Raw genomic sequence first — 23,503 nt, forward strand, 5'->3', positions numbered from 1 at the left:
CTCCGTGGTAATGTCGCGGCCTGTCTAGGGCCTTGCGTGGCGAATGTCACCCGCACAAGCAAAAGCCCCCGCCGGGTCGGGCGGGGGCTTCGGGATCTCTAAGGGCGGCGGCGATTACTCGGCCGTCGCGTCCTTCTGGTTGATGACCTCGGTCTCGGTCGCTTCTTCCTCGTCGTCGGCAGAGGCGGCAAGGCCCGACGGCGCCGAGATATTGGCGATCACGAAGTTCCGGTCGATCGTCGCCTTCGTGCCCTCGGGCAGGGTGACGTCGTTGATGTGGACGATGTCGCCGATGTTCAGGCTGCCCAGATCGACGGTGATCTTCTCGGGGATGTCACCGGCGGTCACGACCAGCTCGACCTCGGGGCGAACGACGGTCAGAACGCCGCCCTTCTTGATGCCGGGCGCGGTTTCCTCGTTGATGAACTCGACGGGGATGAACAGCGCGACCTTCGAGGTGCGGCGCAGGCGCATGAGGTCGAGGTGCGTCGGCAGGTCCTTGACGACATCGCGCTGGACGTCGCGGCAGATCACGCGCACATCCTCGTGGCCTTCGACCTTCAGGTTCCACAGGGTGGACTTGAAGCGACCGTCCTTGAGCTTTTTCAGCAGGACGTTGAAGGGCAGTTGGATTGCGAGGGGGTCCTTTTCGCCACCGAAGACGATGCCGGGAACCATGCCGTTACGGCGTGCTGCGCGAGCGGCGCCCTTGCCCGTCCCCGCACGTTCCTCGGCTACAAGATCAGGGATCTCACCAGCCATATTGATTCTCCATAGGTTAGGGCGGGGTGCCTCCAAGGCTGTCACCCCGCGTGAAGCGGTGCCTATAGGGGAGGTTGGGGGGGATGGCAAGGGGGCGGCCCGGACCTGCTGTTCATGCCAGGCGCTGGTTGCGCCTGGTGTCGGCCCAGACCGGACGTTCGCCAGATCCGGCCTCGATGCAGCGCAGCTTCCCCAAATTGGTCATCAGTGGCATCGTGCATCATGATCTGGCAGGCCAAGGTTGGCGGTGCGGACGTTCCTGCCGTTCGTTGCAATTGCTCGATCTGTGCCGCAGGAGCGAGAAGTCTCGCCGGAAATGGTGAACAGCCGACCTTCGCTGCGCTCTGAGCGAGGGGCGGTGATGCGCCGTTAAATGGTTTTCAAGATCGGAGAAAACCCGAGTGGAGTGCCCCCGCGCAAACCCTACAAGTCAATTTCCACTGCTGCGGCCTCGGCGAAAACGGGCAACGACAGAGGTGGCTCGGTTTGTCTGAACAGGGTCCGGACGTTTCCAAGTGGTTTTCCGCCTCGGCTACGCCGCTGCCAGATCGGGCAGCAGCAGGTTGATGTAGGCTTGATAGGGCGTCCTGCCGTTAAGGAGTAAATGGGGGCAAATAGGTCTGCCAAATCTAAGCGTTGCGACTACGAGAACCGTCGTATCGATTAGGGACTACGGCGTCCGGATCCATTTCGGTGCGATGCACAGGAAACTGAACCTTACGAGATTCTGGGGCGTCAGGTGACGCGGAGATCTGCCCCCGACCTGCGCGGATCAGCCCCGCGCAGATATCCCGGACCAGCGAGTCGCGGTGATCGCCGTGATCGGGATATCGCAACAGGTTGTCGCCATTGTGCATGAATACATGGCCGCCCTTGCCGCAATCACTGGGGTATTGCCACAGCCAGTCGGCGGGCTTCGGATCCTCGACCGTGCCGACCTCGGTTAGCCACGTGGCACCTTCCGGCATCGGGGTCCAGCCGCGGGCATATTGACCAAAGACACCGGACCAGCCGTCGAAATCCTCATCCATGTTGGCAAACATCCCGAAAGGATCGTTCCGCAGACGGACCTTGATATTGGTGAAGGGTCGCGGCGAGACGGCGGTGAAGGTGCCGAGGAAGGGCAGCCAAGAAATCGCCGGTTCTGCGTTGATCAGCAGGTGGCCGCCGCGGTCCAAATGGCCCAGCAGGACATCGGCCTTGTCGCGCAGGAAGAACTCGTCGCACTGGCTGGGGATGTAGAGGATATCGGTTCCGTCCAGCGCTTCTGGCGACAGGTCGTAGAGCGGCAGGAACCGCGTCTTCCCGCCTGCCTCGGCCAGCACCTCTTCCAGTCGCTCGGGCTGCCATTCGGTGTTGTGGCGGATGCTTTGTAGATAGGTCAGCGTAAACCCGTCTTGAGAACGGTCGATCCCAAGCTCGCGGTTGAGCCAAGGGTAGAAGCCTTCAAGGAAGCGGGTCGTCGCGGGCATGAATCGCTGACCGTTGTGATTATGCGGATCAAGCGTCGAGATCATCAGCCGCCCGCCGCACTCCAGATTGCGAAAATCAAGGAACAGGCTGGCACTGTCATCGTCGAGGCTCAACAAGCTTTGCGCGGTCGGATGCGGGGCCAGCACCCCGTGCCAATGCCAGGCCATGTCGCGCAGCGGGATCGCCTCGCAGATTGGATGCAAGGGCCGAGGTTGATGGATCTCGGGGCGCCCGCCGGGCTTCTGCCACCACAGCCAGTCCTTGATCCGCACGTCGCGCCATTCGACATCGACGACATCCAACCAGTCGGCACAGGTCTCGGCGCTGAAGACGATCAAAAATCCGCCGCCCCTGACATAGTCGTTCAGCACTGGCCACATGATCGGTCAGATGTTCCGCGTCGATCCGGTCGGGCAGGATCACGGCGGCGTAGCGCGACAGGTCGTGACTGGCCAGATCACGCACGTGGATCAGGTCGTCCAGCAGATGGCGGAAATCCTGGAAGCTGCGCACCGGCAACTCGATCCCCAGGTCAGGAAGGCGATTTTCTGGGTCATCCGGTATCCTCCAGGACGAAGCGCGGCGCGAAGGTGTGCCGCGGGCTGGCGGCCACATCGGCGCGGTCGATGGCGACCTCGTAGAGATCGCTCAGGTTTTCGGGCGTCAGAACCTCGGCGACCGGACCATGACGATAGGTCCGCGCATCTTTCATCAGCAGCACGTCGGTTGCAGCCTCGAGCGCGTGTTGCGGCGCATGGGTGGTGTAGATGATCGTCTGCCCGTAGTCGCGGTTCAGCCGCCGCAGCGTGGTTATCACCTTGGCCTGGTTCTTGTAGTCGAGCGCCGAACACGGCTCGTCGAGGATCAGGATGCTACATTCCGAGGTCAGCGCCTGAGCGATCATCACCATCTGGCGCTGACCGCCGCTGAGTGTATTGAACCCGCGTTCCTCAAGATCGGCGATGCCCATCAGCTTCAGGAAACTGCGGGCGATATCATAGTCCCTTGTCCCCGGTGACCCGAAAAGGCCCAGATGCCGCGCGCGGCCCATCAGCACCATGTCCATCACAGAATAGGAAAACGCCGCCTGGAACAGCTGTGGCACGTAACCGATGCTGCCCTCGACCCGGAGTTGGCCCGATCTGGGCTGCAGCAGACCGGTGAGTATATTCAGAAGCGTCGTCTTGCCGACGCCGTTGGCGCCGAGAATGGCCAGCAGGCTGCCAGTCTCGACGCGCAGGTCGTAGCCATCGAGGATCCGGGCCGGGCCTCGGTCCAGAATGATGCCCTGTGCCTCAATCAATGCCCCACCCGCTGGTTCGTTGCAGCCGCCGCAGAAGCAGCGCGAAGACCGGCACGCCGATCAGAGCAGTGATGATCCCGATCGGGATCTCGGCCTCGGTCAGGGTGCGGGCGACGGTATCAACGAGGATCATGTAGATCGCCCCCATCAGGGCCGAGGCCGGCAGCAGTCGCCCGTGTTCCGCCCCCACCAATGCCCGCGCGGCATGGGGAATGACCAGCCCGACCCAGCCGATGATGCCTGATGTCGCCACCACGCCGGCCGAGATGAAGGCTGTGCAGGCGAAGACCAGCCATTGCACCAGCATCACGGGGGATCCAAGCGCGCGCGCCTTGTCCTCGCCCAGCGAAAGGATGTTGATCTGGTAACGCAGGGCGTAGATCACGACGGATGCCGGCAGGATCGCCAGCGCGATCAGTGCCAGATCGCGGTAGTTGGTCGAGGCGACGCTGCCCATCAGCCAATAGGTGATCGCAGGTAGTTTCTGATGCGGGTCGGCCATCAGTTTGATGATCGAGATCGAGGCCTCGAAGAAGGCCGAGACGATGACGCCCGACAGCACCAGCGTCAAGATCGAGGTCCGGCCCTTGTAGCTGGCGAGGAAACGCACCACCAGCATGCTACCAATGCCGAAGGCAAAAGCGATGGCCAGCATCGGATATCCGGCACCGATCGTCAGAATTGCCAGCGTCCCACCGAAGGCCGCGCCAGATGTGACGCCGATGATGCCCGGATCGACCAGCGGGTTGCGGAACAACCCCTGCAGCGCTGCGCCGGAAACCGCCAGCCCTGCCCCGATCAGCAGCGCGGCTAGGATGCGCGGCAGGCGGACCAACTCGACCACGCTTTCTTCGAGCTCGGTCCAGGACGCGTCGCCGAGGGGCACGAGGTTATCCAGCAGGATCAGCCAGACATCGACGAAGCCGATCTCGTATCGCCCCAGCGTGACCGCATAGGTCACGGTCAGCACCAGCAAGATGCACAGCCCGGGCAGGATCAGCCGGGGCGCCAATGCACCCATGTCGCGGGGTGCAGTGGCCGATTGGCGCGAAGTTTCACTCATCCCGCGTCAGCCCCTGGGATGGTCACTCGAACAGCTCGGAATAGCCGGCAGAGTCGGCGTTTTGGGACTTGGCCAGCACAAGCGCCACCTCTTCTTCGGTCAGTTGCCGGCCATAGGCGGTTTCATAGGCGGTCTGCATCTGGTCACCGAAGTCGGCGACCGTTTCCGCGCCATGGATCACTCGCGCGGTCCAGGATGCGGCCAGATACACCTCGGGCGCATCAGGGGTCATGGTGAATTGCGGCACCTTGTAGACGCGGCGGTTCTTGATCGCCTCGACGCTGCCCAGCAGCGGGTGGTCGTAGAAGTCCGCCGGTGTCAGGCCATTGGCATAGGACGGGACCAGGATGACTTCGGGGTTCCAGACCAGGAATTGTTCGGCATCGATCGTCTTCCACCATTCCTCGCCCCCTGCGGCCCGGTTCTGCGCGCCGCTCAGGGTGAAATCGTCGGACCCGTTTGCGACGACGCGGATTTGGTCCTGCAACTGGTCGACGACCAGGATCGGAGTGAACTGGTCTTCGGGGACGTCCGTCCACAGCGCCGCAAGCGCGGCGTCCGAGTCTTCCTGCAGCTCAATCAGCGCGTCGGCGCGGTCCGTCTGACCGGTCATCAGCCCGGTCAGGCGCAGGTAGTCAAGACGCTCTTCCTTGGTGCAGCAGCCCCAGCCAACGACGGTCAAGCCGACCCTTTCCAGGGGCTCGATGATCGCCGGATCATGGGTCCACTGAATGATGGCGTCCGGGTTCATTTCCGGGATCGCCTCGACATTCGGGGCAAAGCCTTCGCGGGCGGCATTGGCGGTGATGTCTGCGAGTTCCGGCAGAAGATCGGCGTAGATGCCGCTTTCGAAATAGCGCTGATGCAGATCCGCGTTCATGCCGGCGATATGGTCGGTACGTGCCATCCACCGCGCGATAAATGATCGGCGCAGACCGCACGATCGTCACGACCCGCTTCGGAGTTGCGTCGAATGTTATCGTCTTGCCTCGATGATCCTCAAAGTTGACCTCTTGGGCCATGGCCATCGACGTACAGGCCGCCAGGGCCGCAGCGTAAACAAGCACGTACTTCATTGAAGATCCTTTCACCGTTCGGAGGCGTCGCTTTTCACGGCTGATTGTCGGAGTTGAGTATTTTTGTCAACTTAAAGAATTTGCGGTTCATCCGCGGCATGGATCGTCATGCCGATTGCAGTCCCCCAAGGCATGAATGGCTGGCCCGGGGTTGCTGCACAGCAGCGCTAGGGAAGGGAACTTGGGTCCGGTAAACGCTCGAACCGGACCTGCGGCGGGGCGACGTTCTGCGTGCCTAGGTGAGGCGACCCGCCCGGCGGAGACGGCCCCTTGCGGCGGTTCGCCAGATCGGGCCTCGCTGCGGCGCAGCTTCCCCAAATCGGTCATCGGTAGCGTCGTGCAGCGTGCTCTTGCGTGCCAAGAACGGGTGCGACGCTGTGCCACGAATGTCCACTCAGCCGAGCCGTCGCAGCCGGGCCTTCAACGCGTCCACGACAAGCCGGAACGCCGGTGAGCTGTGCCGCCGGTTCGGGTAGTAGAGGTGATACCCCGGCAGCGGGGGCGTCCAGTCCTCCAGCACCTGATGCAGCGCCCCCCGTGCCAGATCGTCTTCGACCTGATCCCGTGGAAGATAGGCCAGACCTTGTCCGAGAAGGGCGCTTTCCCGGATCAATTCGACGGTGTTGAAGCAAAGCGCACCCTCGACCCGGACCCGCTTTGCCTCGCCATTCTTTGCCAGCCGCCAGGCGTTGATTGTCTCCGATGACGGCAGGCGCAGGTTGATCGCACGGTGTTCGACAAGGTCCTCTGGGGTATTCGGCACGGGATGCTCCGCGAGATAGGCGGGAGCCCCGACGATCGCCATAGGCACGTCCGGGCTGATGCGCACCGAGATCATGTCCCCGGCCACCTGCTCGCCAAGCCGAACCCCGGCGTCGAACCTGTCGGCCACCACATCGACGAGCCCGTAGTCGACGATGACCTCGACACTCACGTCGGGATAGTCCGGGAGCACCTCGGCCAGCGCCGGGATGAGGATGGTCTTGGCCGCATGTTCGACCGAGGTGATGCGGATATTGCCGGTGGGCGTGTCGCGGAACTCGCTCAGCTCGGCGAGATCGCTGTCGATCTCGCGCAGCAGCGGACCAAGGCGGCGGACCAGCCTGTCGCCTGCGGGCGTGGGGGCAACGCTGCGTGTCGTGCGTGTCAGCAGGCGCAACCCGAGGCGGTCCTCGAGCCGCCGCACGATCTGGCTCAGCGCCGATTGCGAGATGCCAAGGCGCGTCGCGGCCCCGGTGAAGCTGCCCTCTTCGGCGACCGTCACGAAGGCCGTCAGATCGGCGATATCCTCGCGCCGCATTTATCACCTCACTTATAGGTCTATGAAGAATTTACCTTCTAATCACTGAGCGGCTCAAGCGTCATATTGGCTCCATCACCAACGGATCGGTTCGATCCCACCCCCAAGGAGACGACCATGACCAAGATCACCTTCGCCAACACCAACAACCCGAACGTCGAGATGTCGGCCCTCATCAACCTGCCCGAGGGCTTCGAAGAAGGCACCAAGTACCCGACCATCGTCGTCTCGCACCCCGGCGGCGGCGTGAAGGAACAGACCGCCGGCACCTATGCCGAGGAACTGGCCAGTGCAGGGTTTCGTGACCATCGCCTATGACGCCTCCTACCAGGGCGAGTCCGGCGGCAGCCTGCGCCAGCTCGAGAACCCCTACATCCGCACCGAGGATGTCAGCGCAGTCATCGACCATCTGACCACGCTGGACTACGTCGACACCGACCGGATCGGCGCCATGGGGATCTGCGCGGGTGCCGGTTACACCGCCAACGCCGCGATCAACGATCACCGGATCAAGGCCGTCGGCACGGTCAGCGCGGTGAACATCGGCGCGATGTTCCGCAATGGCTGGGACAATGACGTGGCCGATGCCGATGCGCTGCCCTTCCTCGAAGCTGGCGCCGCCGCGCGCACTGCGGATGCGCAGGCGCTCGCCACAGGCGGTGATCTGGCGCAGATCCCGATGGCGCCGCTGAAGGAAGAGGATGCCCCCAACGAAGAGCTGCGCCAGGCACTGGGAATACTACCACACCCAGCGTGCGCAATGCGCCACCGCCCCGGGCTACGGGCTGGCGCGCAGCCTGACCCAGCTGATCAGCTACGACGCCTACAACTTCGCCGAGGCCTTCCTGACCCAGCCCCTGCAGATCGTGGCGGGCAGCGCGGCGGGCAGCAAATGGATGAGCGACGACCTCTATGCCCGGGCCGCAAGCGGCGACAAGACGTTCCACACCGTCGAGGGCGCCAACCACATGGACCTCTACGACGGCGCGCAATTCGTCGATGAGGCGGTCAGCGTGCTGGCGCCCTTCTTCCGGGAAAAGCTCGGCGCCTGAGCCGCCGCAGACGAGGCATGCCCCGCCCGGATCGCGGGCGGGGCGGGCTCTGCCAATTCAACACCCAAGGAGTTCAAACCATGGAAAGCGTGACATTTCGGAACCCCGACATGGCCTGGCATATCGCGGCGGACATTCACCTGCCGCCGGCCTTCGACGCGGACAAGCGCTACCCGACGATCGTCAGCATCCACCCCTTCGGAAGCTGCAAGGAGCAGACCTCGGGCAGCGTCTACGGCAAGGCGCTCGCCGCGCAGGGCTATGTCGTCATCGCCTTCGACGCGAGCTATCAGGGCGCGTCCGGTGGCAGCCCCCGCTGGATCGAGAGTCCCAGCCAGCGGGTCGAGGACGTCAGCCACGTGATCGACCACGCGGTGACACTGCCGTTTGTCGACGCGGACCGGATCGGGGTCATCGGCGTCTGCGGCGGTGGCGGCTACGCGCTGAATGCAGCCATGACCGAGAAGCGGATCAAGGCGGTGGTCGGGATCACGCCGGTGAACCTCGGTCGCCTCTTCCGAGAGGGGTTCAGCGGCTTCGATCCGCTCGGCACGCTGACCGCCATGGCCGCACAGCGCAGCGCCGAGGCGCGCGGCGCAGAGCTGCAGGTCAACGAACTGCTGCCTGCCAGCCTTGAGGCGGCACGCGAGAACGGGATGACCGAGCGCGACGTCTATGAGGCGACGGACTACTACAAGACACCGCGCGGGCAGGCGACCGGGGGCGCGACACGCATGGTCTTCAGCCATGCGCAGAAAACCCTGTCGTGGGATGCGTTTGCCTTCGCCGAAACCCTGATGACCCAGCCGATGATGGTGGTCCTCGGCCAGAAGGTCGGCGCCTTCGGGGCCTATCGGGACGGCATGGAAATCTACGGTCGCGCAATGGCCTCGAAGGACCGGCAACTGGTCGAACTGGAGGATTGGTCCCACTACGACCTCTACGACCGGGAAGAGCCGGTCGGCCTGGCGCTGGAGAAGATCGTTCCGTTCTTCAGGAAGCATCTCGGCGAAGAAGACGTCTCGGCTGCCGAAGCTGCCTGACGACAATACGGCTCGGTCCTGCGCTGCGGGATCGAGCCGCTGAATGCGGAAAGTCTCGGCTAGGGTCTTTTGGTCCGCCGTTGCTCTGACTGTCTTGGGGCTCGAAGCCGTCATGTGGCGGAGCGACATGCCCCTCGTCCAGGTGAGCAAGGCGGGGCACAAACGGCCCTTTGCGGTCATTTGAACCTGGTGCGGCGGAGGTCGACTTTCCGCCCAAATTTCGTTTCCAGAGCCCCATGACTTTATGGAAGAACTGTTGGAACGATCTCGCTCTGGCGCAACGGAAGGTTGACGCCGATTAAGATTGGCGTTCTTTGCCAATCCCCGGCCAAATTCGCTGCTGTGCAGACCTGCGCCGCCGAAGCTGATCGCGGATGGCCGAGCATATGACTTGGAGCGCGACAGCTTGCGCCATGAAAGGATGATGCATGCGCAATCGAAACCGGGCCCTTCTCGCCGACCTTGATATCTTCGTGACCATTCTCACGCATGGCAGCATGAAACGCGCCGCCTTGGAGCTAGGGGTCAGCGTCTCGGCATTGAGTCATCGCATGCGGAAACTGGAGGATCAAGTCGGCGTACGGCTGCTTAACCGCACCAGTCGTTCGCTTTCTGCGACTGTCGCAGGAGAGCGTCTGGCCGAGCAGTTGACAACAGGATTTACCACGATTGACGAAGCTCTCACGTCGCTGGCGCGGCAGCGAGACAATCCAGCGGGCCGTCTGAGGATAAACGTTCTGCAGGATGCCGCACGGTTGCTTGTTACTCCGATTCTTGCCCAATATTCCAAGGCTTTTCCAGACGTTAAGCTCGAAATTCATGCCGATGACCTGATGGTCGACGTGGTTGCTGGAGGTTTTGATGCCGGAATACGCTATGGCGACCGCGTGCCTCTCGACATGGTCGGCGTCGCTCTCAGTGAGCCGACACGATGGATCGTTGTGGGCTCCGACGCTTTGATCGACGCCGTCGGGTTGCCATCGACGCCGGAAGACCTGCTCAAGCTCCCATGTATCGAGATCGAGCTTGGAGATGGGAACTCCTACTCCTGGGAACTCGGCAACGATCCCACCATGACACGTTTGGCGGTTCGCGGACCGGTGCGTGCGAATGGAACGGCACAGATCGTCGCCATGGCGATCGAGGGACTTGGCTTTGCCTATGTCCTTGAGACAGCGGTGCGCCGCGAACTGCAAGATGGTCATCTGCGTGTCGTTCTTGATGGATGGGCCTCTGAAGGGCCGCCATTCACCATCTACTACCCAAGTCGTCGCCAGACCCCATCGGGGTTGCGCGAACTCATCAACCTCATCCGCAGGAAACAGGGGCTTTCTGCTCTTAGCGCTTGAAACCGCGCGCGCCAAACTCCGACTGGGGTCAGAGTTTTGTTGAGAAATTTTCAATGAAGCATTGCTATCCTCGACCGTCGCCTCAAGAAACGCACTTGGCTATCTTGTCCCCAGCGCAAGTTCGTCGCAACGACAAGGATGACAAGATGACCTACCAGCCAGCATCGGACCGATACCGGAACGCGATGAGCTATCGTCGCGCAGGCAAGAGCGGGATCGACCTTCCAGCGATTTCGCTTGGCCTTTGGCAGAACTTCGGCGGCACCGACGATCTCGACATGGCCACCGCGATTTTGCGCCGCGCGTTCGACCGCGGCATCACGCACTTCGATCTTGCCAACAATTACGGCCCGCCGCCGGGGTCCGCCGAAAGTTTCTTCGGTGAGGTGCTCGCAAGAGATTTCTCCCGCCACCGGGACGAAATGATCATCTCGACCAAGGCTGGCTGGCAGATGTGGGACGGACCCTATGGTGGAATAGGCGGCAGCCGGAAGTACCTGGTTGCAAGCCTTGACCAATCTCTGCACCGGATGGGACTCGATTACGTTGACATCTTCTACTCACACCGCGTCGACCCGACGACGCCCCTCGAGGAAACCATGGGCGCCCTTGCGCACCTGCACCGGCAGGGCAAGGCCCTCTATATTGGCATTTCGAGCTACTCGCCCGAACTGACGCGCAAGGCCGCCGCACTGCTGCGCGAAGAGCGCGTGCCGCTCTTCATACATCAGCCGAACTATTCGATGTTCAACCGGCGCATTGAGCACGGGCTTCTCGACACGCTCGAGGACTTGGGAACTGCTTGCATCGCCTTTTCACCGCTGGCTCAGGGCCTGCTCAGCAACAAGTACCTTCACGGCGTGCCTGAGAGCGCCCGCGCCGGACGTGGCGGGTTTGATAAGAGTTTGATCACAGATGAACTTGTTGGGCGCATTCGATCGCTCAACACGATCGCCGAACGCCGTGGTCAGACCACGGCACAGATGGCCATCGCTTGGGCTCTGCGGGATCCCCGAGTTACGTCGGCCCTTATCGGCGCACGTACGGTTGAGCAGCTCGACAATTCTCTCAGCGCGCTTGAAAAGATGGAGTTCGAGACGGAGGAATTGGCCGAAATCGAATTGCATGCCAAAGATGGCAATATCGACTTCTGGCGGATCTCGAGCGACCTCTAATGCGCGAGAACACGGCGAGGGAATTTCCTAGGTCCAAATGCCGCTCGCAACCGTGCCGTCCTGCCCGTGCACGGCGGCACTGCGACTGAGATGGTCTCGATGGAGAGGCCACAAGGCTTGGATTAGCAACTGCGTGCGACACCGCAGCGGAGTCCGAAAAGGTCCGCACACCGGGAGTTTATTAAGTATGCAGCGAACTTCCGCTTCCCGCCCTACACTTTCCTTCAACCGGCTGCGTCAGGCCCCCCTATCACTCCCAATCCCCCGAAAACCCCTTGGGCACCATGAGGATATCGCGGTCCACGCCGCGCACGTCGCGGTGGCCGCAGAGCGCCATGCTCATGTCCAGCTCCTTGTGGATGACCTCCAGCGCCTTGGTGACGCCCGCCTCTCCCATGGCGCCAAGGCCGTAGACATAGGCGCGGCCGATCCAGCAGCCCTTGGCGCCGAGCGCCAGGGCCTTCAGAACGTCCTGACCCGAGCGAATGCCGGAATCGAGGTGCACCTCGATCTTGTCGCCGACCGCGTCCATGATCGGCTCCAGCGCGCGGATCGAGGACAGCGCGCCGTCCAGCTGGCGGCCGCCGTGGTTGGACACGACGATGGCGTCGGCGCCCACGTTGCAGGCCTCCAGCGCGTCGCGGGGGTCGATGATGCCCTTGATGATCAGCGGGCCGTCCCACATCTTGCGGAACTCGCGGATGCGGTCCCAGTTCAGCGACTGGTCGAAGCTCTCGTTGGTCCAGTTGCCAAGCGAGGAGGGGTCGGTGACGCCATGCGCGTGGCCGACGATATTGCCGAAGAAGCGCCGCTTGGTCTGAAGCATCTCCAGGCCCCAGGTCACCTTGGTCATCATGTCGGCGATGGACTTGGCGGTGAACTTCGGCGGGGCGGAGAGGCCGTTCTTGAGGTCCTTGTGGCGCTGGCCCAGCAGTTGCAGGTCGACGGTGATCACCGCGGCAGAGCATTTGGCCGCCTTGGCGCGGTCAAACAGCCGCGTCATGTAGTCGTCGTCCTTCAGCGTGTAGACCTGCATCCAGAAGGGTTTCGTCGTGTTCTCGGCCACGTCCTCTATCGAGCAGATCGACATGGTCGAGAGGCAATAGGGCACGCCGAACTTCTCGGCGGCGCGGGCGGCCTTGATCTCGCCGTCCGCGCTCTGCATGCCGGTCAGGCCGACGGGGGCGAGGGCCACGGGCATCGCCACGTCCTGCCCGATGAGCTGCGATTTGGTCGAACGGTTGGCCATGTCGATGGCGACGCGCTGGCGCAGGTAGATCTTGTCGAAATCCGAGGTGTTCTCGCGGAAGGTCTGTTCCGACCACGATCCGCTTTCGCAATAGTCGTAGAACATCTTGGGCACGCGGCGGCGGTGGATGCGCTTGAGGTCGTCGATATTGGTAATGACGGGCATGGCGGACTCGCTTTGTGCAAATTGGTAAGGATCGATTACCAATTTAGCGCGGCTGGCGCAATGCGCGATTAAGGCGCCGTTCATGCCCCCGGGTTTAGTCTGCGGCAGTTGTTGCAGGAGGGTTCCCGTGAAGGGCATCGTGTTCACCGAATTGCTGGCCATGGCAGAGCAGGCCGTGGGCGAAGCGGTCGTCGATGCGGTTCTCGACGAGGCAGAGCTGAGCTCTGGCGGGGTCTTCACGGCGGTGGGCTCTTATCCCTGCTCCGATCTCATGGCCATCGTCGGCGGGCTGTGTCCGCATACGGGCATGAGCGTGGAGGCTCTGCAACGGGCGTTCGGCGGCTGGATGCTGCGGTATTTCGTGGCCCACTACCCGGGGGTCTTCGCCGGCAAGCCCGGCCCGCTGGAGATGCTGGAGTCGGTCGACGGCGAAATCCACGTCGAGGTGCGCAAGCTGTACCCGGATGCCGAACTGCCGCGGTTCCGGACCGCGCGCAGGGGCGCCGGGGAGTTGCAGATGATCTATACCTCGGCGCGGCCCCTGACCGCCTTCTGCCACGGCCTGATAGAGGCCTGCGTCGCGCATTACGGCATGGCGGTCGAGGTCCGTTGCACCCCGCGCCCGCCCGACGGCGCGGTCTTCGATATCCGGCTGGAGCGGTAGCGGATGGCAGGGCGCGCGGTACCGGTCAGGGGGCGCCGCCGGACGGTGTCTCGCGCCGCCGCTACGAGCGCGAGCGGCTGGCCCGGATCGCGGCAGAGCACCTGTTGGAAGAGAAAGCCCGCGCGCTTTTCGAGTCGCAGCAAAGGCTGGCCACCCACGCGGAGTCGCTGGAAAAGGCCTTTGACGCGCGCACGGAACAGCTGAAGGCCGCCATGGTCGCCGCCGAAAGCGCCAATGCCGCCAAAAGCGGCTTTCTCGCCATGATCAGCCACGAGATCCGGACGCCCCTGAACGGGGTTCTGGGCATGGCGACGGTGCTGGCGGAAACCGAGCTGAGCGCCGAACAGATGGAGATGGCGCAGACCATCCTGCAGTCCGGGCAATCGCTGCTGTCGCTGCTCAACGACGTGCTGGACCTGAGCAAGATCGAGGCCCGCAAGATGGAGCTGGAGGCGCAGGACGTGGATCTGCGCCTGTTGTGCAACGAGACGCTCAAGCTGTACCGCGACCGGGCAGAGCGCAAGGGACTGAGTTTCGCGGTCGAGGTCAACGGCAGTGCCCGGCGCTGGGTGCGCGTCGATCCGACCCGGGTGCGGCAGGTTCTGGGCAACCTCGTCTCCAACGCGATCAAGTTCACGCCGGAAGGGGGCGTTCAGGTCCATGTGCGCCAGACCGGGTCAGAGCTGCAGTTGCGGGTGCGTGACAGCGGCCCGGGGGTGCCCGAAGAGCGCCGCGACCGGCTGTTCGAGGCCTTTTCGCAGACCGACGAGACGATCACCCGGCGCTTTGGCGGCACCGGTCTTGGCCTTGCGATCTCGCGCCAGATCTGTCGGTTGATGGGCGGCGATCTGGTCTATCGCGCGGTGCCCGGGGGCGGAAGCTGCTTCGTCGCCACCCTGCGGGTCGAACGGGCCGGCGGCGCGGCAGACCGGCAGGCCCGCAATCCGCGCAGCGCCGACAGTGTCCTGAGGTCGCGGTCATGGCGCATTCTGGTGGCCGAGGACAGCCTGACGAACCAGAAGGTCCTGCGGCTGCTGCTGCGCAATTTCGAACTGGATATCGAGTATGTCGGCAACGGGGCGCAGGCGGTCGAGGTGCATTGCCACGACCCTTTCGACCTGATCCTGATGGATGTGAACATGCCGGTTCTGAACGGGCTGGAGGCGGCGGCCATGATCCGCCAGAGCGAGGCGGCGCTGGGGCTGAGGCGGGTGCCGATCGTCGCCCTGACCGCCAACGCCATGACGCATCAGGTGGCAGAGTACCTGCGGCAGGGCATCGATGCGCATGTGGCCAAGCCGGTCCGCCGCGAAGACCTTTGCGAAGCCATGGCCCGGCTGTTGTATGACCGGAGCACCGGGCCGCAGGGGCCGGGCGGGCAGGGGCAATGACCTGTGGACGCGGCCCCCGGGCGCGGCGCGGGGGCCGCGACCGGGCCAATCCTGTGCCTCGGCCCGGCAGCGGCGGGCGATGCTGCCGGGCGCCGCCCCGGGGCGGCGATGCGGCTCAGGCGCTGTGGGCGCCGCTTGCAAGGCCCTCGACGAAGGCAAGGATCTCTGCGGTCGGGCGGCCCTTGGCGATCTCGCCGACGATGGCGGAGCCGACCACGCAGCCGTCCGCGACCGATGCGATCTCGCGCGCGGTTTCGGGGGTGCGGATGCCGAAGCCCACGATCACGGGCAGGTCGGTGCCGGCCTTGATGCGGGCAACCTCGGGGCCGACGTCCACGGCCTGCGCGGCGGCGGCGCCGGTGATGCCGGTGATCGAGACGTAGTAGACGAAGCCGCTGGTGTTCTGCAGCACGCGCGGCAGGCGGGCATCATCGGTGGTGGGCGTGGCGAGGCGGATGAAGTTCAGCCCGGCGGCCTGTGCGGGCAGGCAAAGCTCTTCGTCCTCTTCGGGGGGCAGGTCGACGATGATCAGCCCGTCGATCCCGGCCTCTTTCGCCTGGGCCAGGAAGGTGTCGACGCCACGCGAGTAGATCGGGTTGTAATAGCCCATCAGCACGATGGGGGTGCTGTCGTTCCCGACGCGGAAGTCGCGAACCATCTGCAGGGTGCGGTCCAGCGTCATGCCCTGTTCCAGGGCGCGCTGACCGGCCAGCTGGATCGTCGAGCCGTCGGCCATGGGATCGGTGAAGGGCAGACCCAGCTCGATGATGTCCACCCCGGCGCCCGGCAGGCCCTTCATGACCGCAAGCGAGGCGTCGACGTCCGGGTCTCCGGCCATGATGTAGGAAACGAAGGCCTTTTTCCCCTCGGAGCGGAGGCGGGCAAAGGTGGCGTCGATGCGAGTCATATTGGTCCTTCCTTCGGCAGGGGCCTTGCCGTGTTGCCGGATGCGCGCGGGAAAAGCAATGGCGGAGGGAAAGCGCGCCCGGGGGGCTCAGGTCGCCCCACGCGTGGTGCCATGGCGGCGCAGGATCGCGGGGCAGGGTGCGGCGGGGTGGGATTTGACAGGCCGGTGGCGGCCAGAGAAGATGCCGAGTAGACCCGTGACGGTCGAGGAGGGAGAGACGATGCAGGACGCCAGCGGCACGCCCCGGGAAGAGCCCCCCGTCGAGATTGCAACGGCTGCCCCGGGGGCGGCGGCGCAGACCCCTGTCGCACCCCGGGCGCCGACCCGGCGCCAGCCCACGCCTGCCGAGATCCGCCACGCTTTCGAGAGCGGCACCTACCCCTATGACGTGAAGCTCTCGCGCCGCAGCTACGAGCGCGAGAAGGCGCAGCTGCAGGCGGAGCTTCTGAAGGTCCAGCTTTGGGCGCTGGAGACCGGGCAGAAGTTCGTGCTGCTGTTCGAGGGCCGCGATGCGGCGGGCAAGGGTGGCACCATCAAGCGCTTCACCGAACATCTGAATCCGCGCCATGCCCGCGTTGTCGCCCTGAACAAGCCGACCGAGGAAGAGCGCGGGCAATGGTATTTCCAGCGCTACGTCGCGCAGCTGCCCACCGCCGGAGAGATCGTGCTCTACGACCGCTCGTGGTACAACCGGGCGGGGGTCGAGCGGGTCATGGGCTTTTGCGAGCCGGCCGAGGTACCTCGAGTTCATGCGCCAGACGCCCGAACTGGAACGCATGCTGGTGCGGTCCGGCATCCGGCTTTACAAGTACTGGTTTTCTGTCACGCGCGACGAACAGGCCGCCCGTTTCGTCAGCCGCGAGACCGATCCGCTGAAGCAATGGAAGCTGTCGCCGATCGACAAGGCCTCTCTCGGGCGCTGGGACGACTACACCGAGGCGAAGGAGGCGATGTTCTTCTACACCGATACGGCGGATGCGCCCTGGACCGTGGTGAAGTCGAACGACAAGAAACGCGCAAGGCTGAACTGCATGAAGCACTTCCTGTCGACGCTCGACTATCCCGGCAAGGATCCCGGGGTGGCCCGGGCACCGGATCCGCTGATCGTCGGCGGGGCGCAGCATGTCATCCACCGTTCCGATCATATCCTGGGCGGCGTGCTGCGTCCCGGGGCGGACCCGGAAAGCTGACCGGTCAGGTCACCTGCGTCAGCCAGTCCATCAGCGGTACGGAACGCCGCGAAGCGATCCTTCAGCGTCTGTTCCGGGTCGGCGGTCAGCGCCTGTTCCAGCCCGTCGGCCCATGCGATCAGCCCGCGCTGGCGCAGCAGCGCCGCGCGGGGGTGGTCCGCCGGGTAGGGGTGCGGCATCCGCCTCATTTCAGGGTCGTCGATGCGCCAGCCGCCTGCGCCAAGGATCGCCTCCAGCTCTGCCCCGGCGTCAGAGGCCACGGCCTCGCGCCAGCGAAGCTGCTGATCCCTTTCGAAGCGCATGATGCCCGCGCCGGTCGTCGCGTAGTCGGGCGCGATCCCCAGCATCCAGCTGCGCCCGTCGGGCAGGAACCACATCATGTGAAGATGCGTGTGAAAGGGCGTCTTGTCCTCGGAGAAGCGCACGTCGCGGTGCGGGCGGAAGAGTTTCGTGCGCGGGTGCAGGTTCAGCTCTTGCGAGAACCAGGCGGCGATCTCTGTCAGCAGCTTTTCCGAGGGGCGTTTCAGCGCGCTGTCGTATTGCGCCTTGTTGGCGTTGAACCAGCCGCGGTCGTTGTTTTCGGACAGGGCCTTCAGAAAGGCGCGGCTGTCCGCGAAGAAGCCTGACAGGGCGATGGGATCGGCCATGGGTGCCTCCGCGCCGGGTGGGGTCGGTGCAATTCTAGCACAGAACGGCCCGGCTGGCATGCCACATGCGGACGTCCTCGGCGGCGCCCGGTGCCGCCATGGCTTGCCCTTTCGCGGGACCGGGCGTAAGCGCGAAGCATGGGACAGGATGTGATGAATTTTCGGGCACATGCCCGGGCCACGCTGGCGCTGGGTCTGCCGCTGATCGGCGGGCACCTTGCGCAATTCGCCATCGGGTTCACCGATACGCTGATGATGGGCTGGTACGGGGTGCCGGAACTGGCGGCCCTGACACTGGCCTCGTCGCTGTTCTTCACGCTGTTCCTGTTCGGTTCGGGTTTTGCCCGGGCGGTGATGCCCATGGTCGCGACCTTCGCGGCGCAGGGGGATGACGTGTCCGTGCGCCGCTCGACGCGGATGGCGCTGTGGCTGTCGGGGCTGTATTTTGCCGCGGTCCTGCCGGTCCTGTGGTTGTCAGCGCCGATCCTGCGCGGCCTTGGTCAAAGCCCGGAAATCGCGGCGCTGGCGCAGACCTACCTGCGCATCGCCTCGCTGGGCATGCTGCCCGCGCTGGGGGTCATGGTTCTGAAGAACTACCTCGCCGGGCTCGAGGATACCCGCGTCGCCATGGTCATCACGCTGGCGGCGGCGGCGCTGAACGTGCCGGCGAACTACGCGCTGGTCTTCGGCAACTGGGGCGCGCCGGAGATGGGGATCGCCGGGGCGGCGGTCGCCTCGGTGCTGGTGCAAACCGTGTCCCTGTTGCTGGTAGTGGCCTACGCGCTGCGCAAGCGCCCCGAGCACCAGCTGTTCGTGCGTTTCTGGCGGGCGGATGGCGAGATGTTCAGCCGGGTCTTCCGGCTGGGCCTGCCGATCGGGCTGACCACGCTGGCCGAGGTGGCGATGTTCGCCGCCGCCGCGTTGCCGATGGGCTGGCTGGGCAATGTGCCGCTGGCGGCGCATGGGGTCGCGCTTCAGATCACCTCGGCCACCTTCATGATGCAGGTCGGCCTGTCGAACGCGGCCACGGTGCGGGTCGGCAATGCGCTGGGGCGGCGCGACCTCGGGCATCTGCTGGCGGGCGCGCGGGTCGTCGTGGTGCTGGGCGCGGTGGGCGTGGCCCTGTCGATGGCCCTGTTCCTGCTGCTGCCGGAAACGCTGGTCGGGGCCTTCGTCGACCCGGAGGATCCGGCGCGGGACGAAATCATCGCCACCGGCAAACGCTTCCTGTTCTTCGCCGCGCTGTTCCAGCTGGCGGATGCGGCACAGGTTCTGCACCTCGGGCTGCTGCGCGGCCTTCAGGACACGCGGGTGCCGATGATCATGGCCTCGGTGGCCTATTGGGGGATCGGCCTGCCCTCGACGCTGCTGTTTGCCTTCCCGCTCGGGCTGGGCGGGATCGGCGTCTGGCTGGGGCTGACCCTTGGGCTGGCGGTGGCGGCGGCGCTGCTGATCTGGCGGTTCTGGACACGCGGCGCGGCACTGGCAGAGGCGCAGGTTTCGGCGGCCTGACGGCAAAATCCGGAAAGGCGAGCAGCCAGACCGCGTGCGCCACGCGGTTTCGGCCTTGAAATGCCCCGCGCAGAGTGGGGAAAACCAGCATTGTCCCAAGCCCGGGTGAAGTGGTTTACTCTGCCCGGAACCCAAGGGCGACAGGCCCGGGGCAATACAAGACACATGAGATTTGCAAAGGGACATGACCATGGAAAGCACGATGGGTAACGGCGGATACACCGGCGGTTCGGCCTACAGCCGCGAGGTCGGCTACGGCGAGGCGCTGAAGCTGTTTTTCGCCAATTACATCAAGTTCGAGGGCCGCTCGAACCGGGGCGAATACTGGAAGGCCGTCCTGCTGCTGATCGTGATCAACATCGTGGTCGGGGTGGTCGACACCATCCTCACCGGCGCGGGCGGCGTTCCCTTCCTGGGCATGATCTTCTCGCTGGTGACGCTGGTTCCCAGCCTCGCCATCGGCGCCCGCCGCCTGCATGATATCGGCAAAAGCGGATGGTGGTTGCTGATCGGCCTGATCCCGCTGATCGGCTTCATCATCCTGATCGTCTGGTTCGCCAAGAAGCCCGACCCGGCACAGAACCAGTACGGCTGATCTCTGCCGCTTGAAGGAAAGGGGGCGGCGCGAGCGGATCGCGCCGCCCCTTTTTGGTGTCAGCCCTCGTATTCTTCGGCCATGACCATCCAGCGGGTGCCCCATTTGTCGGACAGCGTGCCGAAGGCCGGTGTCCAGAACATCGGCATCATGGGCATCCGAACCTCTCCGCCCTCGCTCAGGGCGTCGAAGACACGTTGCGCCTCCTCCGCTGTCGGCAGCACGATATTGACCGAAGACCCGGCCATGGGCGTGAAGTCCGGCCCGACCTCGTCCGAACCCATCAGCGTACCCGACCCGATATTCAGCGAGGCATTCATGACCGCGTCGTCGGCAACGCCCGGCATATGCGCCTTGTCTTCCTCCGGCAGGTCGGCAAAGGCCATGATCTCGGGCGCCTCGACGCCAAGGATCTCGGCATAGCGGGTCATGGCCTCTCGGCAGGTGCCGGGGAAGAAGAGGTAGGGGATGATTTGCATCGCGCGTTCTCCAAGTTGCGTTGATATCAACCTATCCACCCCGGGGCGCCCGCGTCAAGCGGCGTGCTTGCGCTTTGGCCATGCTCTGCCTAGAAGGCGCCGGAACCGCCAGAAAGGGAACGCGACATGGGATTTCGCATGGGCATCGTGGGTCTGCCGAACGTCGGCAAGTCGACCCTCTTCAACGCTCTGACCAAAACCGCCGCCGCGCAGGCCGCGAACTTTCCCTTCTGCACGATCGAGCCCAACGTGGGCGACGTCGGCGTGCCGGACCCGCGTCTGGATACGCTGGCCGGGATCGCCAAGTCGCAGAACATCATTCCCACGCGCATGACCTTCGTGGACATCGCCGGTCTGGTGAAGGGCGCCTCGAAGGGGAGGGCCTCGGCAACCAGTTCCTCGCCAATATCCGCGAGACCGATGCCATCGCGCATGTGTTGCGCTGCTTTGAAGACGACGACGTGACCCATGTCGACGAGCCGCGTCGACCCGGTGGCCGATGCCGAGACCATCGAGACCGAGCTGATCATCGCCGACATGGAATCGCTGGAAAAGCGGCTTCAGAACATCGTCCGCAAGGTGCGCGGCGGCGACAAGGAGGCGGTCCAGCAGGAACGCCTGATGAAGGCCGCGCTGGCGGTGCTGGAAGAGGGCAAGCCCGCGCGTCTGGTCGAGGTGGCCGAGGACGACCAGAAGGCTTGGCGGATGCTGCAATTGCTTAGCGCGAAGCCGGTGCTCTACGTCTGCAACGTCGATGAAGGCGAGGCCGCAGAGGGCAACGCGCTGTCGGCCAGCGTGGCGGAAATGGCTGCGGCGCAGGGCAATTCCCACGTCGTCATCAGCGCCAAGATCGAGGAAGAGATCAGCCAGCTCGACGCCGAAGAGGCGCGCGAGTTTCTCGACGAGCTGGGCCTTGAAGAGGCCGGTCTCGACCGTCTCATCAAGGCGGGCTACGAGCTGCTGGGCCTTCAGACCTATTTCACCGTCGGCCCGAAAGAGGCCCGCGCACGGACGATCCGCAAGGGCACGCTGGCGCCGCAGGCGGCGGGCGTGATCCACGGCGATTTCGAGCGCGGCTTCATCCGCGCCGAGACCGTGGCCTTTGACGACTACGTCGCCGCCGGGGGCGAGGCGGGCGCCAAGGAGGCGGGCAAGATGCGCGCCGAGGGGAAGGGCTACGAGGTCAAGGACGGCGACGTCCTGCACTTCCTCTTCAACACCTGATCCGTGACGGCGGGCGCGGGGCCGGTGCCCTGCGCCCCCGCCGCGCCGGGGAAAGGCGACACCCCGTCAGCGCAGGCTGCCTTGCCTGCTCAGCGCCTGCGCCCAGGCAGTCTTGCCCGGCCAGCGCGCCCGCCTGTTCTGCCTTGGCGCGCCTGAATGACCGCCGCGCATCAATGGCCAGCCCGGTAGACATTCGCGCCGCATAGGTCCCCCCCGCGTCTATGCCCGCGCGGCCTTCTGCGCCGCCACGGTGCGCGTCACGAGACCCTTGTAGAGCGTTCGGAGGCGTTCTGTGACGGGCATTGACCCGTCGCCCACCGGCTTGCCGTCGATGCTGGCCACCCGGGTCTGCGCCCCGAAGGTGCCGGTCAGAAAGACTTCTTCCGCGCCGTATGCCTCGTAGAGGGAAAAGTTCTTCTCGAAGACCGGGATACCGTTCTCGCGACACAGCGCGATGACATTGGCGCGGGTGACGCCGTTCATGCAGTAGTCGCCCGTCGAGGTCCAGACTTCGCCCCGGCGCACCACGAAGAGGTTGCAGGCGTTGGTGGTGTTCACGAAGCCATGCGGGTCCAGCATCAGCGCCTCGTCGGCGCCCGCCGCCTCGGCCTGAAGGCAGGCGATCACACAGTTCAGCTTCGAATGGCTGTTGAACTTGGCGTCCTGGCTGTGGGGCAGGCCGCGCACCTGCGGCACGCTGGCCAGACGGATGCCCCCGGCCAGCCCGGCGGCGGGTTTGGAATGCTCGACGATGGCGACGATGGTTGGCCCCCAGCGCGAGAGGGACGGGTGCTGGAAGGGCTTGGCCTTGCGCCCGCGCGTCACCATCAGGCGGCAATGGGCGTCGCCGGTCATGCCGTTGGCGGCGGCGGTCTCGTCCAGCAGGGCGCGGATCTGGTCGCGGCTCTTGCCGATGTCGAGGCTCACCGCCTTGCAGCTGTCGAACAGCCTGTCCATATGCGCATCGAAGAAGGCCCATTCGCCGTCGTAAAGTCGCATCCCCTCCCACATGCCGTCGCCCAGCATGAAGCCAGAGTCGTAGACAGAGACCACCGCCTCGTCCTTCGGCACCAGAGCGCCGTTGACGTGGATCAGCAGCGCGTCGTTGCGCGGGTCGTGCTCGGCGTCATGGGTGGTGCGGTCGGTGGGGTCGATCATGGTCTCCAGCGCCTCCGCGCGCATCTTCTCGTAATAGGGCAGGGCCTCGGCGCAGACCCCGGCCAGCGGGCCGTCGAGCACCGGCAGCGGGCCTTCGGCCCCGGCGAAACCGGTAGAGCGGTGCACGGCATCGTACCAATGCGCGGCCCAGACGCCGTCGTCCTTGTGGCCGCCTGCGGGCCAGTGGGTCATCGCCGGGTCGTAGGGGATCGCCAGCGCCGTGCAGAGCCTGCGCAGCATCGGCTCTGGCGCGGCGCGGATCTCGGCGCTGTCGATCACGGTCACGGGCAGGCCCTGCGCGCGGATCGCATCGAAGATCTCGGCCTGCTGGCGAAAGCCGATGTCGTCCAGCGTCGCGCGTTCGCGCTTGCGGTCATAGCTGGCAAGAACGCGGGCCGGATGGCGGATCAGGAAGACATGCGCGACCGAGCCGAACCAGTCGCGGGGCACACCCGGCACCATGTGGTGGGTCATGTGCTTCTGGTAGAAGAGCGGCCTGTCCGCAGGCGCGGCGCAGCGGCTGGCGACGCGGGCGGGGTCGGGCTCTCCGGCGGCGATGATGGCCTCGCGCATCGGGTGGTCGAGGCCGGTAAGCCGCAGGTAGGCGGCGTAGAAGGGCTCGTCCCAGACCGCGCAATCGGACCGCGCGCCGAAGGCGTACATCATGGCCGTCGACAGGTTGCGCGGGCCGGACCACATGGCAATATTCGAAGCGGGCATGGCGGT

At 64.8% G+C, this 23,503-nt stretch carries 20 protein-coding genes and 4 pseudogenes; 12 read left to right on the forward strand and 12 right to left on the reverse strand.

All coding sequences use genetic code 11. The features are described 5' to 3' along the window. Positions 1 to 114: 114 nt before the first annotated feature. The 6 genes from ABFB10_RS16525 to ABFB10_RS16550 form a co-directional block, all read right to left on the reverse strand. The gene (locus ABFB10_RS16525) at positions 115 to 762 is read right to left on the reverse strand and encodes a 50S ribosomal protein L25/general stress protein Ctc (protein ID WP_347167337.1); all 648 of its coding nucleotides are present in this window, start codon (positions 760 to 762) and stop codon (positions 115 to 117) included. 629 nt (positions 763 to 1,391) lie between these two features. Then, complete coding sequence (locus ABFB10_RS16530) at positions 1,392 to 2,606, reverse strand: hypothetical protein (protein ID WP_347167338.1); 1,215 nt, start codon at positions 2,604 to 2,606, stop codon at positions 1,392 to 1,394. 182 nt (positions 2,607 to 2,788) lie between these two features. Continuing rightward, the gene (locus ABFB10_RS16535) at positions 2,789 to 3,538 is read right to left on the reverse strand and encodes an ABC transporter ATP-binding protein (RefSeq protein WP_347167339.1); all 750 of its coding nucleotides are present in this window, start codon (positions 3,536 to 3,538) and stop codon (positions 2,789 to 2,791) included. Then, positions 3,531 to 4,601, reverse strand: coding sequence for a FecCD family ABC transporter permease (locus tag ABFB10_RS16540; RefSeq protein ID WP_347167340.1), 1,071 nt, complete (start codon positions 4,599 to 4,601; stop codon positions 3,531 to 3,533). The genes ABFB10_RS16535 and ABFB10_RS16540 overlap by 8 nt, the downstream gene beginning before the upstream one ends. Before the next feature lie 22 nt (positions 4,602 to 4,623). After that, the gene (locus ABFB10_RS16545; RefSeq protein WP_347167341.1) at positions 4,624 to 5,508 is read right to left on the reverse strand and encodes an ABC transporter substrate-binding protein; all 885 of its coding nucleotides are present in this window, start codon (positions 5,506 to 5,508) and stop codon (positions 4,624 to 4,626) included. 563 nt (positions 5,509 to 6,071) lie between these two features. Beyond that, positions 6,072 to 6,977: a LysR family transcriptional regulator gene (locus tag ABFB10_RS16550; RefSeq protein WP_347167342.1), complete on the reverse strand. Its 906-nt coding sequence runs from the start codon at positions 6,975 to 6,977 to the stop codon at positions 6,072 to 6,074. Between the two features lie 117 nt (positions 6,978 to 7,094). Here ABFB10_RS16550 and ABFB10_RS16555 point away from each other — a divergent pair, with 117 nt between their 5' ends. The 6 genes and pseudogenes from ABFB10_RS16555 (at position 7,095) to mgrA (ending at position 11,596) form a co-directional block, all read left to right on the forward strand. Then, the gene (locus ABFB10_RS16555; protein WP_347167343.1) at positions 7,095 to 7,295 is read left to right on the forward strand and encodes an alpha/beta hydrolase family protein; all 201 of its coding nucleotides are present in this window, start codon (positions 7,095 to 7,097) and stop codon (positions 7,293 to 7,295) included. Further along, positions 7,249 to 7,422 (forward strand): annotated as a pseudogene (locus ABFB10_RS16560) (alpha/beta hydrolase); the annotation flags it as partial. The gene ABFB10_RS16555 and the pseudogene ABFB10_RS16560, both read left to right, overlap by 47 nt. A 256-nt stretch (positions 7,423 to 7,678) precedes the next feature. Continuing rightward, the gene (locus ABFB10_RS16565) at positions 7,679 to 8,029 is read left to right on the forward strand and encodes an alpha/beta hydrolase (protein WP_347168084.1); all 351 of its coding nucleotides are present in this window, start codon (positions 7,679 to 7,681) and stop codon (positions 8,027 to 8,029) included. An 80-nt stretch (positions 8,030 to 8,109) separates the two neighbouring features. Further along, entirely contained in the window at positions 8,110 to 9,072 is a 963-nt protein-coding gene (locus tag ABFB10_RS16570) for an alpha/beta hydrolase (RefSeq protein ID WP_347167344.1), read from the forward strand. Positions 9,073 to 9,500: 428 nt separating this feature from the next. Then, positions 9,501 to 10,421, forward strand: coding sequence for a LysR substrate-binding domain-containing protein (locus ABFB10_RS16575; protein WP_347167345.1), 921 nt, complete (start codon positions 9,501 to 9,503; stop codon positions 10,419 to 10,421). A gap of 146 nt (positions 10,422 to 10,567) precedes the next feature. Further along, entirely contained in the window at positions 10,568 to 11,596 is a 1,029-nt protein-coding gene (mgrA, locus tag ABFB10_RS16580; RefSeq protein ID WP_430523048.1) for an L-glyceraldehyde 3-phosphate reductase, read from the forward strand. Between the two features lie 250 nt (positions 11,597 to 11,846). Here the strand turns inward: mgrA and ABFB10_RS16585 are convergent, their stop codons facing one another. Beyond that, complete coding sequence (locus ABFB10_RS16585) at positions 11,847 to 13,010, reverse strand: alpha-hydroxy acid oxidase (RefSeq protein WP_347167347.1); 1,164 nt, start codon at positions 13,008 to 13,010, stop codon at positions 11,847 to 11,849. Between the two features lie 127 nt (positions 13,011 to 13,137). On the opposite strand from ABFB10_RS16585, the gene ABFB10_RS16590 reads away from it, so the two are divergent. Both ABFB10_RS16590 and ABFB10_RS16595 read left to right on the forward strand, forming a co-directional pair. After that, entirely contained in the window at positions 13,138 to 13,674 is a 537-nt protein-coding gene (locus ABFB10_RS16590) for a heme NO-binding domain-containing protein (RefSeq protein WP_347167348.1), read from the forward strand. A 104-nt stretch (positions 13,675 to 13,778) separates the two neighbouring features. Further along, positions 13,779 to 15,065, forward strand: a complete 1,287-nt coding sequence (locus ABFB10_RS16595; protein ID WP_347167349.1) for an ATP-binding protein — start codon at positions 13,779 to 13,781, stop codon at positions 15,063 to 15,065. A gap of 115 nt (positions 15,066 to 15,180) precedes the next feature. Here ABFB10_RS16595 and trpA read toward each other — a convergent pair whose 3' ends face one another. Continuing rightward, entirely contained in the window at positions 15,181 to 15,972 is a 792-nt protein-coding gene (gene trpA, locus ABFB10_RS16600) for a tryptophan synthase subunit alpha (RefSeq protein WP_347167350.1), read from the reverse strand. 220 nt (positions 15,973 to 16,192) lie between these two features. Between trpA and ppk2 the strand changes: the two are divergent. Further along, positions 16,193 to 17,162, forward strand: a pseudogene (ppk2, locus tag ABFB10_RS16605) (polyphosphate kinase 2). Here ppk2 and ABFB10_RS16610 read toward each other — a convergent pair. Beyond that, entirely contained in the window at positions 17,114 to 17,809 is a 696-nt protein-coding gene (locus ABFB10_RS16610; protein WP_347167351.1) for a TIGR02453 family protein, read from the reverse strand. The pseudogene ppk2 and the gene ABFB10_RS16610 sit on opposite strands and share 49 nt — an antisense overlap. 153 nt (positions 17,810 to 17,962) lie before the next feature. On the opposite strand from ABFB10_RS16610, the gene ABFB10_RS16615 reads away from it, so the two are divergent. Beyond that, on the forward strand, positions 17,963 to 19,321 hold the full coding sequence (locus tag ABFB10_RS16615) for an MATE family efflux transporter (protein WP_347167352.1): 1,359 nt from the start codon (positions 17,963 to 17,965) through the stop codon (positions 19,319 to 19,321). Positions 19,322 to 19,523: 202 nt separating this feature from the next. Further along, on the forward strand, positions 19,524 to 19,916 hold the full coding sequence (locus ABFB10_RS16620; RefSeq protein WP_347167353.1) for a DUF805 domain-containing protein: 393 nt from the start codon (positions 19,524 to 19,526) through the stop codon (positions 19,914 to 19,916). A gap of 59 nt (positions 19,917 to 19,975) precedes the next feature. Here ABFB10_RS16620 and ABFB10_RS16625 read toward each other — a convergent pair whose 3' ends face one another. Then, positions 19,976 to 20,395 carry a VOC family protein gene (locus ABFB10_RS16625; protein WP_347167354.1) on the reverse strand — a complete coding sequence of 140 codons (420 nt, stop codon included), beginning with the start codon at positions 20,393 to 20,395 and terminating at the stop codon, positions 19,976 to 19,978. A gap of 126 nt (positions 20,396 to 20,521) precedes the next feature. Between ABFB10_RS16625 and ychF the strand changes: the two are divergent. Then, positions 20,522 to 21,619: pseudogene (ychF, locus tag ABFB10_RS16630) on the forward strand (redox-regulated ATPase YchF). A gap of 219 nt (positions 21,620 to 21,838) precedes the next feature. On the opposite strand, the gene ABFB10_RS16635 reads toward ychF, so the two are convergent. Next, entirely contained in the window at positions 21,839 to 22,777 is a 939-nt protein-coding gene (locus ABFB10_RS16635) for an aminotransferase class IV (RefSeq protein ID WP_347168043.1), read from the reverse strand. A gap of 6 nt (positions 22,778 to 22,783) precedes the next feature. Then, positions 22,784 to 23,497 (reverse strand): annotated as a pseudogene (locus ABFB10_RS16640) (sulfotransferase-like domain-containing protein); the annotation flags it as partial. Between the last annotated feature and the right edge of the window lie 6 nt (positions 23,498 to 23,503).

Origin of the sequence: Ponticoccus litoralis (genome assembly GCF_039769985.1) — a bacterium.
Classification (GTDB): domain Bacteria; phylum Pseudomonadota; class Alphaproteobacteria; order Rhodobacterales; family Rhodobacteraceae; genus Ponticoccus; species Ponticoccus litoralis.

Coding starts and splice junctions, on each gene's coding strand:
- mgrA (WP_430523048.1), top strand. CDS start 10,568: ATGACCTACCAGCCAGCATCGGACCGATACCGGAACGCGATGAGCTAT.
- ABFB10_RS16550 (WP_347167342.1), bottom strand. CDS start 6,977: ATGCGGCGCGAGGATATCGCCGATCTGACGGCCTTCGTGACGGTCGCC.
- ABFB10_RS16575 (WP_347167345.1), top strand. CDS start 9,501: ATGCGCAATCGAAACCGGGCCCTTCTCGCCGACCTTGATATCTTCGTG.
- ABFB10_RS16555 (WP_347167343.1), top strand. CDS start 7,095: ATGACCAAGATCACCTTCGCCAACACCAACAACCCGAACGTCGAGATG.
- ABFB10_RS16540 (WP_347167340.1), bottom strand. CDS start 4,601: ATGAGTGAAACTTCGCGCCAATCGGCCACTGCACCCCGCGACATGGGT.
- ABFB10_RS16635 (WP_347168043.1), bottom strand. CDS start 22,777: ATGATCGACCCCACCGACCGCACCACCCATGACGCCGAGCACGACCCG.
- ABFB10_RS16625 (WP_347167354.1), bottom strand. CDS start 20,395: ATGCAAATCATCCCCTACCTCTTCTTCCCCGGCACCTGCCGAGAGGCC.
- ABFB10_RS16570 (WP_347167344.1), top strand. CDS start 8,110: ATGGAAAGCGTGACATTTCGGAACCCCGACATGGCCTGGCATATCGCG.
- ABFB10_RS16545 (WP_347167341.1), bottom strand. CDS start 5,508: ATGGCACGTACCGACCATATCGCCGGCATGAACGCGGATCTGCATCAG.
- trpA (WP_347167350.1), bottom strand. CDS start 15,972: ATGACTCGCATCGACGCCACCTTTGCCCGCCTCCGCTCCGAGGGGAAA.
- ABFB10_RS16525 (WP_347167337.1), bottom strand. CDS start 762: ATGGCTGGTGAGATCCCTGATCTTGTAGCCGAGGAACGTGCGGGGACG.
- ABFB10_RS16615 (WP_347167352.1), top strand. CDS start 17,963: ATGAATTTTCGGGCACATGCCCGGGCCACGCTGGCGCTGGGTCTGCCG.
- ABFB10_RS16610 (WP_347167351.1), bottom strand. CDS start 17,809: ATGGCCGATCCCATCGCCCTGTCAGGCTTCTTCGCGGACAGCCGCGCC.
- ABFB10_RS16585 (WP_347167347.1), bottom strand. CDS start 13,010: ATGCCCGTCATTACCAATATCGACGACCTCAAGCGCATCCACCGCCGC.
- ABFB10_RS16565 (WP_347168084.1), top strand. CDS start 7,679: ATGCCCCCAACGAAGAGCTGCGCCAGGCACTGGGAATACTACCACACC.
- ABFB10_RS16620 (WP_347167353.1), top strand. CDS start 19,524: ATGGGTAACGGCGGATACACCGGCGGTTCGGCCTACAGCCGCGAGGTC.